General features: G+C 43.5%; 11 protein-coding genes. 2 read left to right on the forward strand and 9 right to left on the reverse strand.

Going from position 1 to position 14,039, the window contains the following annotated elements:
• Nucleotides 1–8 precede the first annotated feature (8 nt).
• From bamA to rpsB, 9 genes are all read right to left on the reverse strand, one after another.
• Entirely contained in the window at nt 9–2,453 is a 2,445-nt protein-coding gene (gene bamA / locus L7A31_RS16015; RefSeq protein ID WP_237362763.1) for an outer membrane protein assembly factor BamA, read from the reverse strand.
• A 32-nt stretch (nt 2,454–2,485) separates the two neighbouring features.
• Nucleotides 2,486–3,844 carry a sigma E protease regulator RseP gene (rseP, locus tag L7A31_RS16020; protein ID WP_237362764.1) on the reverse strand — a complete coding sequence of 453 codons (1,359 nt, stop codon included), beginning with the start codon at nt 3,842–3,844 and terminating at the stop codon, nt 2,486–2,488.
• Nucleotides 3,845–3,849: 5 nt separating this feature from the next.
• Nucleotides 3,850–5,049 (reverse strand): 1-deoxy-D-xylulose-5-phosphate reductoisomerase, encoded by a 1,200-nt coding sequence (gene ispC, locus L7A31_RS16025; RefSeq protein WP_237362765.1) that lies wholly within the window; start codon nt 5,047–5,049, stop codon nt 3,850–3,852.
• A gap of 46 nt (nt 5,050–5,095) precedes the next feature.
• On the reverse strand, nt 5,096–5,938 hold the full coding sequence (locus L7A31_RS16030) for a phosphatidate cytidylyltransferase (protein ID WP_237362766.1): 843 nt from the start codon (nt 5,936–5,938) through the stop codon (nt 5,096–5,098).
• Nucleotides 5,939–5,956: 18 nt separating this feature from the next.
• On the reverse strand, nt 5,957–6,709 hold the full coding sequence (uppS, locus tag L7A31_RS16035; protein WP_237362767.1) for an undecaprenyl pyrophosphate synthase: 753 nt from the start codon (nt 6,707–6,709) through the stop codon (nt 5,957–5,959).
• 102 nt (nt 6,710–6,811) lie between these two features.
• Entirely contained in the window at nt 6,812–7,369 is a 558-nt protein-coding gene (gene frr, locus L7A31_RS16040; RefSeq protein WP_237362768.1) for a ribosome recycling factor, read from the reverse strand.
• 101 nt (nt 7,370–7,470) lie between these two features.
• Nucleotides 7,471–8,205 carry a UMP kinase gene (gene pyrH, locus L7A31_RS16045; protein ID WP_237362769.1) on the reverse strand — a complete coding sequence of 245 codons (735 nt, stop codon included), beginning with the start codon at nt 8,203–8,205 and terminating at the stop codon, nt 7,471–7,473.
• A gap of 181 nt (nt 8,206–8,386) precedes the next feature.
• Entirely contained in the window at nt 8,387–9,229 is an 843-nt protein-coding gene (gene tsf / locus L7A31_RS16050) for a translation elongation factor Ts (protein WP_237362770.1), read from the reverse strand.
• A 127-nt stretch (nt 9,230–9,356) separates the two neighbouring features.
• Nucleotides 9,357–10,088: a 30S ribosomal protein S2 gene (rpsB, locus tag L7A31_RS16055; protein ID WP_237362771.1), complete on the reverse strand. Its 732-nt coding sequence runs from the start codon at nt 10,086–10,088 to the stop codon at nt 9,357–9,359.
• 334 nt (nt 10,089–10,422) lie between these two features.
• Between rpsB and map the strand changes: the two genes are divergently transcribed.
• Nucleotides 10,423–11,262, forward strand: coding sequence for a type I methionyl aminopeptidase (map, locus tag L7A31_RS16060; RefSeq protein ID WP_237362772.1), 840 nt, complete (start codon nt 10,423–10,425; stop codon nt 11,260–11,262).
• A gap of 123 nt (nt 11,263–11,385) precedes the next feature.
• The gene (gene glnD, locus L7A31_RS16065; protein ID WP_237362773.1) at nt 11,386–14,007 is read left to right on the forward strand and encodes a bifunctional uridylyltransferase/uridylyl-removing protein GlnD; all 2,622 of its coding nucleotides are present in this window, start codon (nt 11,386–11,388) and stop codon (nt 14,005–14,007) included.
• Nucleotides 14,008–14,039: the final 32 nt, after the last annotated feature.

Here is a 14,039-nt window from a genome sequence, read left to right on the forward strand (position 1 = left end):
TCCTTTGGTTAGAAGGTTCTACCGATTGTAAAGGTGAAGAATTCCTCGTCATCACCTTCATATTTTTTCAAAGGCTTAGCTACAGCAAATACAAGAGGTCCCATAGGAGACATCCATTGCAGAGCTACGCCTGTCGAGGCCCGATAATTCCAAGGGCTAGAGTAGTCGTAGTAATATTGGTTTCCATACACTACCTGCGATGGATCGTAACTAAACTCTGTATCCCAGACACTCGCCATATCAACAAAAACACTGGTACGTATCTGGCTTTGAGCTTCGTCTGACGCAAATGGTGTTGGTACGATTAGCTCCATACTAGCAAGCCACGTTGCATTACCACCTACAGAATCACTTGTTGCGTAGTATTCACCATTATTAGAGGTTGAATAATCCGCATACACTGCTTTCGGACCAGCAGTATTTGAACTAAATCCACGCAGAGTAGAAAAACCACCGGCATAGAAGTTTTCATAGAATGGATACAAGTTTTCGTTTCCATTCGTCTCACCATACCCGTTTCCGTACCCTAAACGTCCACGCATTAACAGAGTAAAGTCATGTTTTCTCGTTAACGGAATGTACTGGCGCACATCATACTGCATTTTAAAGTATTGAGCACCCGATCCTGGAACCGTTATTTTATATGATGCGCTTTGATAATTACCTGCAGTTGGGAAATAAGACTTATCTAAAGCATTTCTTGTCCAAGTGAAGTTAACATCGTAATCATTAGTGATTAAGTTGCTATTACCATACTGGTCGATACTCTTAGCAAACTGCTCCGCTTGAACATAGGTTGGCACATTACCGATGTCATTGTGCGTATAGCCAACACCAAGGCCAAGCCTATTCAATTCATCAACTGGAAAGCCCCATGTAAGACTAGAGCCATAACTGTTGTTGGTATAGTCAACGATACCTGCATTCGAGGCTTCAAACTCATTATAGAAAACTTTTCCGCCTAAACTAACACCATCAAGGTTCCAATAAGGGTCGGTATAACTCAATGTAACGTTTTTCGAATAATCATTGGTCATCGCATTGATGCCCACTCGATTACCTGTACCCAAGAAGTTATCTTGTTGGACGCCGGCTTGGAAGCTCACGCCAGATTCAGTACCATAACCAACACCAAAGTTGACACTCCCTGAATTCGCTTCTTGAACATCGTAAACAACATCAACTTGATCAGGGCTACCTGGTACACGATCCGTTTTAACATCAACCTTTTTGAAGAAGCCTGTTCTATTTAGCCTAGTTTTGCCCGTTTCAACGTCTTTAGAGTTCAACCAGCTACTTTCCATTTGACGCATTTCACGTCGTAACACTTCATCTTTTGTTGCTGTATTACCTTGGAAACGAATATCCCGAACATACATACGCTTACCAGGATCAACGCTGACAACTAGTGTCACTTGATGATTTTCTTCATCGAACTGGGGTATGGTTTGAACTTTCGGGTAAGCATATCCTGATTGGCCGAGCTCTTTCTTTATCGTGTTCTCATAGCGAGTGACTTCAGAGCCGTTATACGTATCTCCCGATTTAAATGGAATGGCTGCTTCAAATTTGCTTTTATCTCCAGCAAGGTTTCCTCTTAGTTCAACCTTCTTAACCGTCCAAGGCTTACCCTCGTGAAGCACTAAGGTAATGTAGACACCCTGCTTATCTGGAGAAATAGAGACCTCTGTAGATACTATTTGAAACTTTAAGTAGCCTCGATCTAAGTAGAAAGACTTGAGAGATTCTAAGTCGCTAGCCAGCTCTTGTTTCTGATACTTATCGCTAGATAGGAAGTTCCACCAAGACACATCAGCTTTCAAGTTAAAGTGCTCAAGCAATGTCTTATTAGAGAAAACTTTGTTGCCAATTAAGTTAATTTGCTCGATTTGCGCAGAAGGGCCTTCAGTAAAAACAAACTTAAGATCGGCACGGTTACGAGGTAATGGCGTCACTACCGCTTTTACGGTTGCATTATATTTACCAACACTATAGTAAAAATCTTCCAAACCTTTTTCGATGTTTGATAGTGTTGTGCGATCTAAAGCGTCACCAACGCTAATACCTGAAGCGCTCAAGTTTTTCTTGAGCTGTTCATCTTTTATGGTTTTGTTACCAGAAAAAGAAATACTTGCTATGGTTGGTCTTTCTTGAACCTTGATAACAAGTACATTGTTGTCACGATAAACTTGTACGTTTTCGTAGTTACCTGAGGCATACATTGAGCGGATAATGTCTGCAATATCTCGACTATCAACTTTATCTCCAACGCGCACAGGTATTTCTAGAAGCGCTGCACCAAGGGTGACACGTTGCAAGCCTTCTATTTTGATATCTTTAACTACGAAGTTTTCTATATTAATAGGAGCATGAGAGCTCGTTACACTATCGGCGGCATTTGCACATACACTCGTTGCTAACAACGTTGCAAACAATATCTTTTTCATTGCCATCTTGGTTCTAGTTATTCCTTGATACAACTGCTCTATAGGCGAGTAAAATCGTTAAAAATTGCTAATGCCATTAAAGAAAAAATAATCGCACCGCCCACTCTGTATCCCATGTCTTGAATTTTCTCTGGTACAGGTCGACGTATAACAGCTTCAATTGCAAAAAACAGTAAATGCCCTCCATCCAGCATTGGTAGAGGAACTAGGTTTATGATACCCAAGTTGACGCTAATGAGTGCCAGAAACCCTAAAAAGTAAACCAGTCCATGTTCCGCGGTGGTACCCGCTCCTTGTGCTATTGATATTGGACCACTTAAGTTTTTCAATCCAATATCGCCAACAATCAACTTCTTAAGCACACTCGCAGTAAGTCCAATAACTTGGCCTGTTTTCTCGACGGCTTTGCCAATTGAGTCAACAACCCCGAATTTCAAATCAATTTTATAGTCATCGGGCCACGGCTCTGCGGAAGGGACGATACCCGCAAAACCAATAATTTTGCCATCAGATAGCTCCTTTTGACGCGGAGTCATGCTGATATTAATCATCTGACCTTGCCTATCAACTGTGAATTTAACCAGTTGATTGGGGCTTTCTTGAATCGTTTTTACCACTTGCTGCCAAGCCCTTATCGACTCACCATTCAAGTCAACTAATACATCGCCTGCTTTCAGCCCTGACTTTTCACCCGCACCGCCTTTGACTACGCTCGAGACTATTGGCAGTACCTTAGGTGTATAGGGAGTGATACCCAAAGCTTGCATCGCAGATTCTTTATCTGGGTCGAAACGCCAACTGCTCAAGTCCAAGGTTTTCGTTTCTTGTACTCCAATATCGTTCTTTGGCGAGACTGTCATCGTTAGGCTTTTATCGCCAATGTGGGAAACCAGCTGCATGTTAACTGATTCCCAATCAGCGGTTTGGACGCCAGATATTTGTTTTAGTTCCATGCCTGGCTGTAAACCGGCTTGAGCAGCGATAGATGATGGGGCAATTTGGCCGACTACAGGCTTAACGGTTGGAACACCTATTACAAAGATGAGCCAGTAAAGGACAATGGCCAACAAGAAGTTAAAGACAGGGCCTGCGGCGACAATCAAAGCACGTTGCCACAACGTTTTATGATCGAATGCGAAAGGTTTTTGCTGCTCAGTGATTTCATCTATGCGGCTATCAAGCATCTTAACATAGCCGCCAAGAGGAATGGCGCAGATCGTATACTCTGTACCATCCTTACCCATTCTTCGCCATAGAGCCTTACCAAATCCTATGGAAAATTTTTCGACCTTTACACCACATCGCCGTGCAACCCAGAAGTGTCCATACTCATGGACGGCGACTAGTATGCCAAGGGCAACAATAAAAGACGCAAAATCCCACAAAAATCCGGTCATTCCATTCACTCACGTAATTGTTCAATTGCATAGTTACGAGCCATTCTATCCAGCTCTAGTACGCTTTCCAAGTCAAGCACATCGTTACTTGAGACAGAAGCATTTATTTTCGACAATACTTTCTCGTTAACAGCACTTATCTCATTGAACTGGAGCTGATTAGCTAAAAAAGCACCTACAGCCACTTCATTTGCTGCATTTAAAGCAGTTGTTGCATGCTGACCTTGATAGCAGGCTTCAATCGCAAGTTTCAAACAGGGGTATCGAGCATAGTCTGGTTTCAGAAAAGTAAGCTCTCCTACTTCTGCAAAATTCAGTGGTTTAACACCTGATTGAATTCTTTGAGGGTATGATAGGCCATAAGCGATAGGCGTCGCCATATCAGGCTGCCCCATTTGAGCCAACACAGAACCGTCCTTGTATTGAACCATGGAATGAATCACCGACTGTGGGTGCACTAACACCTTTAGCTGATCTTTTTGCGTATTGAACAGCCATTTCGCTTCAATATACTCAAGACCTTTGTTCATCATGGTGGCAGAGTCAACAGAGATTTTGGGGCCCATCGACCAGTTGGGGTGAGCAATTGCTTGCTCTGGTGTTACATCCACGAGAGTATCAACATCGCGATACCTAAAAGGCCCACCGGAGCCAGTTAGTAGAATCTCTTGAATGCCATGCTTTGCTAGATTACATCGACCTAAGTTTGTCTGTACTTGCTCTGGCATGCACTGAAAAATAGCGTTATGTTCACTATCTATTGGTAGGAGTTCAGCATTATATTTATCGACTGCGTCGATAAATATTTGTCCGGTCATGACTAATGCTTCTTTATTCGCTAGCAGCACCTTCTTACCTGCTTTCACTGCAGACAAGGTTGGCAACAAGCCAGCAGCGCCTACAATAGCTGCCATAACCATATCTACTTCAGCTAACGCTGAGACCTGACAAGCGCTATCAGTTCCGCTCATGATTTCGATGTCGAGGCTTACATTGTCTAAATGTGCTTTAAGCTCTCTCTCAGCCTCAACAGTCGACATAACCGCATACTTTGGCTTGTATTTCAAACAAAGCTCAGCCATTTTTTGAGCGTTACTACCAGCGACTAAAGCCACAATGGAGTACTTGTCTGGATTTTGGTCGACTACCTTGAGAGTACTTGTTCCAATAGAACCAGTGGCACCTAAAACTGTTAACTTATGCATAGCGTAGAGTTACCAAATAACCATATGAAGAGAGTCCAAGATCCGACTACTGAAGTAAGTAAAGAAGGGCAAAAATAGGAAATGCGGCCGTTAGACTATCAATTCGGTCTAAAACACCACCATGCCCTGGAATGATGTTACTGCTGTCTTTCACACCAGAAACACGCTTAAACATGCTTTCTACCAAATCCCCTAACACAGCGAACACAACAGTTAGCAGGGTTATGAGAATCATCGCAACCGGGCTCTTAAACTCAACGTGAAACCATTTTGCAGATAGCCATGCGACAACAATTGCTGTCACGATACCGCCGATAAGCCCTTCAATGGTCTTATTTGGGCTAACATGTGGTGCCATCTTATGTTTGCCTAAACTCTTACCTGTGAAATAAGCACCAGTATCTGCAGCCCATACAATTAGGCATACGAAAAGAACAATCTTTGCACCATGGAAAGGATTATCTAACCAACCTTCTGCTCGTAAAAGCAGCACACTCCAAAAGAAAGGTAGCAAAGTCAATATGCCAAAAAGATGCCGAGCGCAATTACTACTTTCCCAAACTGATCGCGACTTGGGGTATGTGACTGCAAGTAAGCTAGAACAAACCCACCAAATGGCTCCGGCTATTAGAATGGCATAGTACTCAGGTAAGTGCTGATTTAAGCTGGCGTGATCGAATGGTACAAAATACAGGCTTACTGCGCCAACTATCAATGCTGGCACAAGTGCTATCATGCGAGAACGGTTATTTACAAACTGTGTCCACTCCCAAAAACCGATACCGACAACCCCTGCCATCGCAACGACAAACCATGGCAACGGTAGGTCAAAAATACCCCAAATAACAAGTGGGGCTAAAATAAGCGCTGTGATTATTCTTTGCTTCAAATTGAGTAAACCTTGTATTTAATTCTCGATAAGTGCTTTGATTTGCTCACCAGTACAACCAAACCTTCTCTCACGGTTGATAAACCATGTCACAGCTTCAATTAAACTTTCTTCTTTAAAGTCAGGCCAATAAACTGGTGTAAAGTATATTTCAGCGTACGCTATTTGCCAGAGCAGGAAGTTACTAATTCGACATTCGCCACTCGTTCTTATCAATAAGTCGACATCTGGTAAATCAGACATCATCATGTGCTCTGCCAAAATGTTTTCTGTAATATCAGAAGAGCATAGTTCTCCTTGCTCTACTTTTTTCGCAACTTGCTGCGCTGCTTGGGCTATATCCCACTTACCGCCATAATTGGCAGCGATATTCACTACCATACCGGTATTCGTTGAGGTAGTTTGCTCTGCTTTGGCTATCTTTTTCTGTAAGCGGTTGCTGAAGCGCGAAGTGTCACCAATAACCTGTAACTTGAGGTTGTTCTTATGCAGCTTGGTCACTTCTGTAGATAGAGCTGTCACAAACAACTCCATTAACATTCCCACCTCTTCTTCAGGGCGACGCCAGTTTTCGCTGCTAAAAGCAAACAAAGTAATCGCTTGAACACCGAGCTTTGCAGCCGTGGAGATCGTTTCTCTTACTGAAGCAACACCATTCTTATGGCCAAATACTCTTGGTTTGCCCTGAGCTTTTGCCCAACGACCATTACCATCCATAATGATTGCAATATGTTTAGGGACTGCGTCTAAAGAAAGTTGTGAGTTTTGCATATATTGATAAAGCGCTTATAAAACGAGCATATGGATTGTGTAAAGAAACGCTGCGCTATCTGTCAGCGCAGCGTTATTTGATAGGCGAGTTTAGCTAATAAATTAAACTTCCATCAACTCTTTTTCTTTTGCAGCAAGAACTTCATCGACTTTCTTAACCGCTGAGTCTGTGATTTTTTGGATTTCGTCTTGCGCTTTATGATCTTCGTCTTCTGAGATTTCTTTGTCTTTTAGAAGCGCTTTAAGCTCGTTGTTCGCATCGCGACGAATGTTACGGATCGCTACGCGGCCACCTTCAGCTTCACCACGAACGATTTTAACTAGGTCTTTACGACGTTCTTCAGTTAGCGGTGGTAATGGAACGCGAATAACTGTACCCGCAGACATTGGGTTTAGGCCAAGATCTGACTGCATGATCGCCTTTTCAACTTTAGGAGCTAGCTCTTTGTCGAATACAGTGATCGCTAGCGTGCGTGCATCTTCTGCAATCACGTTTGCTACTTGATTAAGAGGCGTTGCGGCACCGTAGTACTCAACAGAGATACCAGAAAGAAGGCTTGGGTGAGCACGACCAGTACGAACTTTTGAGAGGTTATTCTTTAGTGCTTCAACACTTTTTTCCATGCGCTCTTGCGCTTCTAGTTTGATTTCGTCAATCACAATTTCACCTTATTAATTTGTGCTCTATACAAAGAAGTTTTATTGGGCATTTAAAGTTGGAAGATTCGACTTCACTTGAGTCGAATCATACCAAAAGGCTCTTACTCGTCAAAATCACTGATCAGAGTGCCTTCAGCTTCACCCATCACTACACGGCGTAGTGAGCCAGGCTTGTTCATATTAAACACTCGAATAGGCATCTTGTGATCTCTAGCTAACGTAAATGCCGCGAGATCCATAACCTTAAGCTCTTTCTCTAAAACACTTTGATATGAAAGCGTATCATACAACTCAGCGTCTGGGTTGGCTACAGGATCCGCTGTAAATACACCATCTACTTTAGTCGCTTTCAATACAACATCGGCTTCAATCTCAATACCGCGCAAACAAGCAGCAGAATCAGTAGTAAAGAATGGGTTACCTGTTCCAGCTGAGAAGATAACTACACGGCCTTGGCGCAACTGGCTAATCGCATCGGCCCAGTTGTAATCGTCACAAACACCATTTAGAGGAATTGCAGACATCACGCGTGCGTTAACGTAGGCACGGTGTAACGCATCGCGCATCGCTAAGCCATTCATTACAGTTGCAAGCATCCCCATATGGTCACCCACTACGCGGTTCATGCCAGCTTCCGCAAGGCCAGCTCCACGGAATAAATTACCTCCGCCAATCACAACCCCAACTTGAACTCCCAATTCGACCAATTCTTTAATCTCTTGGGCCATACGATCAAGAATCGCAGGATCAATACCAAAACCTTCTTCACCTTGCAGTGCTTCACCACTTAGTTTTAATAGGATACGTTGATATTCTGGTTTAGGGTTCGTTGTCATGGACTTTTCCTTCCAAAAAATAAGAGTCGTTGTATAAGTTGCTAGATACAGCAGTCATGATTTAACACTTGAACAGTATTTAACCAGTTAAATATTAAATCGTCACTGAACACCTAGAAGCCACTCACAAAAAGACCGTAGCCTTGGCCACGGTCTAATTTATGAACACTGAACGCTAGGATTAACCTTTCTGCGCCTGTGCTACTTCTTCAGCAAAGCTCATTTCTTCGCCTTTGTCGATGCCTTCACCAACTTCTAGACGAACGAAAGTAGATACTGATGCGCCACGCTCTTTAAGGATTTCGCCTACAGATTTCTTAGGCTCCATTACGAACGCTTGACCAGTTAGAGAGATTTCGCCAGTAAACTTCTTCATACGGCCGACAACCATCTTCTCAGCGATTTCAGCAGGCTTACCTTCGTTCATTGCGATTTCAACTTGAACCGCTTTCTCTTTCTCTACAACTTCAGCTGGTACGTCTTCAGGGTTAACGTACTCAGGGCGAGAAGCAGCAACGTGCATAGCAACGTGCTTAAGAGTTTCAGCGTCACCTTCACCAGCAACAACAACACCGATTTTCTCACCGTGACGGTAAGTTGCTAGAGCAGCACCTTCGATGTATTGAACGCGACGGATGTTTACGTTTTCGCCGATTTTAGCAACTAGAGCGATACGCTCTTCTTCGAACTTAGCTACTAGCTCTTCTGCAGAAGCTTTAGAAGCTAGTGCTTCAGCTGCTACTTTCTCTGCGAATGCAGTGAAGTTTGCATCTTTAGCTACGAAGTCAGTTTGGCAGTTAACTTCTAGAAGAACTGCAACACCATCAGCGTCTTTGATGATGATAGTACCTTCAGCAGCTACGTTACCTGCTTTCTTAGCAGCTTTCGCAGCGCCAGATTTACGCATGTTCTCGATTGCTAGTTCGATGTCGCCGTTCGTTTCGTTCAGCGCTTTCTTACAGTCCATCATGCCTGCGCCAGTACGGTCGCGCAGTTCTTTTACTAGAGCAGCAGTTACAGCCATTCTCTATTCCTCAGTTAATTCTGGATAGGGTAAAAATCAGGGGCCTAACATTTGGCCCCTGATGCTAACTATAACTCAGACAATGCTTCCATTTTATGTCACATTGCCTAAGTTAGCAGAGCCGCAATTATTCAGCTTCTTCTACGAAACCGTCTTTTTCAGCAACTTCAGCTACGTCTTTGTTACGACCTTCAGATACAGCTTGAGCAGCAGCGTTTAGGTAAAGCTGTACTGCACGGATTGCATCATCGTTACCTGGGATGATGTAATCAACGCCATCTGGGTTAGAGTTAGTATCAACTACAGCGTAAACTGGGATGCCTAGGTTGTTAGCTTCTTTAACAGCGATGTGCTCGTGGTCAGCATCGATAACGAATAGAGCGTCTGGTAGGCCGCCCATGTCTTTGATACCACCAAGAGACTTCTCTAGCTTCTCCATTTCACGGGTACGCATTAGAGCTTCTTTCTTAGTTAGTTTGTCGAAAGTGCCGTCTTGAGCTTGAGACTCTAGATCTTTTAGACGCTTGATAGACTGACGAACAGTTTTGTAGTTCGTTAGCATACCACCCAACCAACGGTTGTTTACGTAGAATTGGTTGCTAGCAGTTGCAGCTTCTTTAACAGCTTCAGATGCAGCGCGTTTAGTACCAACGAAAAGAACTTTACCTTTTTTCTCGCCAACTTTAGCTAGCTCGTTTAGAGCGTCGTTGAACATAGGTACAGTTTTTTCTAGGTTGATGATATGTACACGGTTACGAGCACCAAAGATGAATGGCTTCATTTTTGGGTTCCAGTAACGAGTCTGGTGACCGAAGTGAACACCAGCTTTAAGCATATCGCGCATTGATACAGTTGCCATTTTAAAATCCTCTATGGGGTTAGGCCTCCACATCCCCCATGTATCCGACTTGATAGCTTTTGCTTCAAGCACCCCGGAACATGTGTCGGAATGTGTGTGATTTAAAGATAAAATTTATTTGGATGTAATCTGCCTCGCTTGAAACAAGAGAAAACAGACCATCTATCCGGCGCGCTTTATACCATATTTTGGGTGTCAATGGCTAGAAAAATTCACCAAAAACGGCTGTAAAGATATAAACCCAATCAAACAGCAAGGTTTTATAGCCATACACTTTATTACCCCTTCCTGCTAGAATAATTCCCATTAACATGTAAATCCTAAAAGAAAGTCGATGCCAATTAATATTAAAACTGCTGAAGAAATCGAGAAAATGCGCATTGCTGGTAAGCTGGCCGCAGAAGTGCTTGAGATGATTGAACCACACGTAAAAGCGGGTGTAACTACTGAAGAACTCGATCAGATCTGTCATAAGCATATTACGGAAGTACAAGGGTGTATCCCAGCTCCCCTGAACTACCACGGATTTCCAAAATCAATTTGTACATCAATCAATCATGTTGTTTGTCACGGCATCCCTGCAACAGAAGATAGTGAGATTGGTGGGGTAGAAAGACCAGCAGTATTAAAAGATGGTGACATCGTAAATATCGATATCACCGTGATTAAAGATGGCTACCATGGTGACACTTCTAAGATGTTCCTTGTTGGCGACGTTTCACCTGCAAACAAGCGCCTATGTATGGTGGCCCAAGAAAGCTTGTATTTGGCAATAAAAAAAGTGAAGCCAGGGATCAAGCTCGGTGAGATCGGTACTTCTATCGAGAAATACATCAAAACCAACAACAAAAATAACCCTAGAGCAAAATTCTCGATTGTAAAAGACTACTGTGGTCACGGAATTGGCGCCGAGTTCCATGAAGAGCCACAAGTTGTCCATTACAAAAACAATGACTCGACGGTACTTCGCGAAGGCATGACATTTACCATCGAACCAATGATCAACTCAGGTAAATTTGGTTGTCGTTTAGACGAAGAAGACGGTTGGACAGTGTACACTGGTGACGGAAAGAACTCTGCCCAATGGGAACACACTCTACTTGTGACTGCAACAGGTTGTGAGATATTAACTTTACGCGAAGAAGAAGAAATCGCTAGGGTTCTGCACAACTAACTCGCCTAACTTGTACCGAATCCAAGTTGAATAGAAGATACCCCAAACTCTGGGGTATTTTTTTTCTCTGTAGTTATCTGATAGATTGGCTTTATCGCTCATTAAGCACATGGATAGCCATTTATGCCCACGCCCTCATCTCAAGACTCGCCAGCAACGTGCTTAACCGTCTCTGAAACCAAGCAGAAACTCGATCAATTTAGCGAACACCAAAAACAACAATTTCTCGAACACCAGCCGATTAATGATCTCGTCGTCGGTCGCTCCAACTATATCGATGGTATTTTGGTTCAGTTGTGGCAATCATTAGGCTTAGCCGACATATCAGGTTTATCCCTTGTAGCCGTTGGTGGCTATGGCCGCGCAGAACTGCATCCACTGTCGGACATCGATATTCTAATTGTCACAACTAGTAAGCTCTCAACTTCAACAGAGGCGAAAGTTAGCGAATTTATTACCTTTCTATGGGATTTACGCTTAGAAGTTGGCCACGCGGTTAGAACAGTCGAGCAATGCGCAGAAATTGGCCGAGAAGACTTAACGGTCGCAACCAATTTACAAGAAGCTCGCTATCTAACCGGGGAAGACTCACTGTATCTGAAACTAAAAGAGCAAGTGCTATCGAAATCATTTTGGCCAAGTGAAGATTTCTACCAAGCGAAAGTTAAAGAGCAAAAAGAGCGTCATGCAAGGTATCACGATACCACTTACAATTTGGAACCCGATATCAAATCCACTCCCGGCGGGCTTAGAGATATTCATACGTTGAGCTGGGTAGCTCGTAGACATTTTGGAGCAACCTCATTACTTGAAATGAGTAAGTTTGGCTTCCTAACCGATGCTGAATATAGAGAATTAGTCGAGTGCCAAAATTTCCTATGGCGTGTGAGGTTTGCACTTCACATTGAACTAAAAAGGTACGATAACCGCCTAACCTTTGCTCACCAAGCCCAAGTCGCTGAACACCTCGGTTTCAATGGAGAAGGTAACCGTGGCGTCGAGATGATGATGAAGGAGTTTTATCGGACTCTGCGTCGGGTGGCAGAGCTCAATAAAATGCTACTTAAAATCTTTGACCAAGTTATCCTAAATAACGGCATCGAAGCAGAGCCAGAAATGCTCAGTGACGACTTTCTGCGTCAAGGTAAGTTAATCGAGGCTCGCAAGCCTGCCTTATTTCAATCTCGGCCAGAATCGATTTTGGATATGTTTATCCATATTGCTAACGACTCCACTATCGAAAGTGTAGGTCCAGCAACCCTACGACAACTGCGCACAGCAAGGCGCAGACTCAATAAGTTTCTCCATACTATTCCAGCGGCCAGAGAAAAATTTATGGAGTTGGTTCGACACCCGAACTCCTTAAATCGTGCGTTCGTTCTGATGCATAAATTGGGCGTGCTCGCGACTTATTTTCCTCAATGGAGCCAAATCGTAGGTCAAATGCAATTTGACCTATTCCATGTCTACACTGTAGACGAACACAGTATTCGCCTACTAAGACACATCAATAAATTTAACGACCCTGCTAATCATGATAGGCACCCTATTTGCTGCGAAATATATCCACGTATTCAGAAAAAAGAGCTATTGATACTGGCGGCTATTTTTCATGATATCGGCAAAGGTCGTGGTGGTGATCACTCAGAAATCGGAGCGGTAGAAGCCTATGAATTCTGTATTGAACATGGCCTCTCGAAACCTGAAGCGAAACTCGTTTATTGGTTAGTCAAAAACCATTTGCTGATGTCCGTCACCGCTCAGCGAAGAGATATTTACGACCCAGAAGTCATCACTGAATTTGCCAAGAAGGTTCGTGATGAAGAGTATCTCGAATTTTTGGTCTGCCTAACCGTTTCTGACATATGTGCCACCAACCCAGAGCTATGGAATAGCTGGAAAAGAACACTGCTAGCAGAGCTGTTCTACTCAACTCAAAGAGCATTGCGACGAGGACTAGAAAATCCGGTGGATGTGCGCGATCGCATTCGTCACAATCAACAACTGGCTTCAGCATTGCTAAGGAAAGAAGGGTTTACCGCTAGAGAGATAGAGGTACTATGGCAACGCTTTAAGGCTGATTATTTCCTTCGTCATACTCATAAGCAAATTGCTTGGCATTGCACTCATATCTTGCAGCATGAAGATCAAGAGCAGCCGCTGGTTATCATGAGTAAGAAAGCCACACGAGGTGGAACAGAAGTGTTCGTTTACTGCAAAGACCAAGAAGCGCTATTTGCCAATGTTGTCGCTGAGCTCGATCGCCGAAACTTCAGCGTGCATGACGCTCAAGTCCTGACGAGTAAAGATGGTTTTGTTCTCGATACTTTCATGGTGCTCGATCAGACAGGCAGCGCTATCGAACTCAATCGCCACAACACCATTATTAAACAGCTTACTCAAGCGCTACAGAAGGGCTGGCAAGCCAAGCTTAAGTTGCGTCGAACACCAAGAAACCTCCAACACTTTAAAGTCTCTACCAAAGTTGACTTCTTACCAACTAGAGGAAAAAAACGCACGCTTATGGAGCTAGTCGCACTCGATACGCCGGGGCTACTTGCAACTGTTGGTGCAACATTTGCTGAGTTAGGTATTAACTTGCATGGTGCAAAAATCACGACGATAGGTGAACGTGCGGAGGATTTGTTCATCATCACCAACGAAAGTAATGGTCAGCTAGATGACGATGACAAGTCTCGTTTACGTGAGACTTTAAGCGAAAATATCGCTAAATTGGCCCCTTAAAAAAATGCCCTAGCCAAAGGTAACTATAGCTA

Source organism: Vibrio marisflavi CECT 7928 (assembly GCF_921294215.1).
GTDB lineage: Bacteria > Pseudomonadota > Gammaproteobacteria > Enterobacterales > Vibrionaceae > Vibrio > Vibrio marisflavi.

Excerpts from the sequence above, each read along its gene's own strand:
- uppS (WP_237362767.1), bottom strand. The coding sequence starts at position 6,709 with ATGCAAAACTCACAACTTTCTTTAGACGCAGTCCCTAAACATATTGCA.
- glnD (WP_237362773.1), top strand. The coding sequence starts at position 11,386 with ATGCCCACGCCCTCATCTCAAGACTCGCCAGCAACGTGCTTAACCGTC.
- tsf (WP_237362770.1), bottom strand. The coding sequence starts at position 9,229 with ATGGCTGTAACTGCTGCTCTAGTAAAAGAACTGCGCGACCGTACTGGC.
- map (WP_237362772.1), top strand. The coding sequence starts at position 10,423 with ATGCCAATTAATATTAAAACTGCTGAAGAAATCGAGAAAATGCGCATT.
- rpsB (WP_237362771.1), bottom strand. The coding sequence starts at position 10,088 with ATGGCAACTGTATCAATGCGCGATATGCTTAAAGCTGGTGTTCACTTC.
- pyrH (WP_237362769.1), bottom strand. The coding sequence starts at position 8,205 with ATGACAACGAACCCTAAACCAGAATATCAACGTATCCTATTAAAACTA.
- bamA (WP_237362763.1), bottom strand. The coding sequence starts at position 2,453 with ATGGCAATGAAAAAGATATTGTTTGCAACGTTGTTAGCAACGAGTGTA.
- rseP (WP_237362764.1), bottom strand. The coding sequence starts at position 3,844 with ATGACCGGATTTTTGTGGGATTTTGCGTCTTTTATTGTTGCCCTTGGC.
- ispC (WP_237362765.1), bottom strand. The coding sequence starts at position 5,049 with ATGCATAAGTTAACAGTTTTAGGTGCCACTGGTTCTATTGGAACAAGT.